Source organism: Terriglobus sp. YAF25, assembly GCF_052113305.1.
Lineage (GTDB): Bacteria > Acidobacteriota > Terriglobia > Terriglobales > Acidobacteriaceae > Terriglobus.
Genome location: NZ_JBFRCY010000947.1, coordinates 1 through 2,181, shown reverse-complemented (window position 1 = coordinate 2,181; position 2,181 = coordinate 1). Strand labels below are relative to the sequence as shown.

The window sequence follows — 2,181 nt, the reverse complement described above, 5'->3', positions numbered from 1 at the left end:
ACCATGCACCGTCAATCGGGCATGATAGTGATAGTCCATCCGTTCCTCCGGAAACTTCTATTTGCTCGTCACAAACAGAATCTCCAGATACAAACGGATGGACAACAACCTCTTGAAACATCACAGGTGCCCCATCCATCGCAACGCGATGGGTGGGAGATTCGAGCAAAGCTCGAACCAAGTGGGCACAATCGCACTCTGGAAACATGATCGCGCATAGCGCGATATCCCACCCATCGCGTTGGGATGGATGGGGCACCCAATGCATGGGCGGTCGACTTAGGCGACGGGCTCTGAGGCAGCCACCCCACGATTCCCCAGCGCGGCCGCGCCGTTCAGCATGCGGCGCCATGGCCAGTCCTTGTCGGCAAAGAAGATACGCCCGGTGCGGGACTTCTCCGGCCGGTAGTACCAGCGTTTTAAGAGGGCGAGATGGTCGCCCAGCAGTGCCATGTCGGTGGGTGTTTTAGCGCGCTCCTGAAGGCGCTGCAGCAGATCGCGCAGACGGTCTTCCGGTCCGGCGGCTTCGGACTCACCTTCCAGGGCAACGGGTTGCAGCATTAACGGCTGGGCAAAGAGGGAGCTTCCCGTCTCTTCCTGGGCGCGGGCGGCGCGGATGTCGCGCGTGGTGAAGATCTCGGGACCGGCGAGGCAGCCGCTGTGAACCAGAAAGACAGCGACCTCGCCTTCTCCGCAGGGCTGCAGCAGTACTGCGTGCAACCGGGGTAGCGCGGTGACCAGTTCGGGAGCGAGATCGGAGGCGGACTTCACCTTTTGCCAGCGGGTGTGAAGCTCGGCGGCGCGCTCGAACTCCATCGCGGCCGAGGCGTCGTCACGCTCCTGGGCAACGGCGGCCAGGAGGGACCGGCCACCGGTCTCCAGAAAGGCGCGGACGCGGGCGGACTCGTCGGAGTACTGCTCCGGTGTGCAGCGCTCCTGGCAGGGGGCGAGGCACTTCTTCATCTCGCCGTAGACGCAGCCTGGGTGCTCCGGATAGGGTTCAAGCTCTTCCCAGCAGCGGCGCAGCTTGAAGAGATCGAGCATGGCGTCGGTGTAACGCTCGGCTGCGGCGCGTGAGGGGAAGGGGCCATAGGTCTCGTTCAGGGCCTTTTTCGCAAGCCGGTTGGTGACATAGACCCGGGGAAAGGCGTTTTCGGCGGCGAAGCGGACGGTATAGGGAACGAAGAGCTTGAGGCGTTTGCGGGCCTCCGGGAGGGAGAAAAAGGCGGCGGTGGCCTGGTAGAGGCAGAGCAGGCTCTCAAAGTCGCTGCCGGCGGTGGTCCACTCGACGCATCGGCTCCGCGCAGGGCCAGGACGCCGGCTGATTCCGGCAACTGGCGCAGGGTCTCCTGAGCCGTCTCGGCCGAGAAGGTCACGCGGTGCCTTAGGTGGAACGCGTCCGGCATAAGCGCGATTGTACGGCGCGGAGATATCGGTCGGAGGGAGCACGGCGGGGAGGATTTAATCCGTCGTCGCTCGCTAAAGGACGGATCGAGCTTCGCTCGATATACCCACATCTGCTTCGCAGATATGGGGCACCCTTCGTTACCCGGGATAGTGGATGCCACCTGGATAATGGATCCACGTCGGCGTAATGCCCATCTTCTCTGGGACATCCAACGTCTTGTGCCCCAAAAGTAGTGCAATGACGCGGGTTTTCGAGACGTTTGCGCTTCCGCGAATGTTGACACCCCGGAAATTTTCCACCATACTCGTAAAAGTGCCCGGACCATAGGTCCGTGGCACATGTACCACGGCCGAACGACCGACCCCATCCAGCAGTTGTCGTACCAGCAATTTCAGGGGCGGTTCCGCGAGAAACAAGGTCGCGGCGGGTGAACCTAAGCCAGACGAGCAAAAAATCCTCTGGCTTCTAGCGGGCAGAAGCAACAGATCAGCCCGGTTCACCCAAGGGTTCGTGCGGTGGGAGACTCAAGAAGGATTACAGTCGATGGCTAAGAAGCTTTCCAAGAATGTCGCGAAGGCGCGCGCGGCCGTAGAGCCCCGCCCTTACAATCTCGCAGACGCCGTTTCCCTATTGCAGAAGGTCAAGTTTGCCAAGTTCGACGAGACCGTCGATCTGACCATGCGTCTGGGCGTTGATACCCGCCACGCTGACCAGATGGTCCGCAGCACCGTGGTTCTGCCGCATGGTCTGGGTAAGACTGGTCTGGGTAAGAC

1 protein-coding gene and 1 pseudogene are annotated in these 2,181 nt (G+C 61.5%); one reads left to right on the top strand and one right to left on the bottom strand.

The window, feature by feature from the left end:
* Window positions 1-279 precede the first annotated feature (279 nt).
* Window positions 280-1,449 carry an excinuclease ABC subunit C gene (locus AB4043_RS25485; protein WP_442308515.1) on the bottom strand — a complete coding sequence of 390 codons (1,170 nt, stop codon included), beginning with the start codon at window positions 1,447-1,449 and terminating at the stop codon, window positions 280-282.
* Window positions 1,450-1,951: 502 nt separating this feature from the next.
* Here AB4043_RS25485 and AB4043_RS25480 point away from each other — a divergent pair.
* Window positions 1,952-2,181 (top strand): annotated as a pseudogene (locus AB4043_RS25480) (50S ribosomal protein L1); the annotation flags it as partial.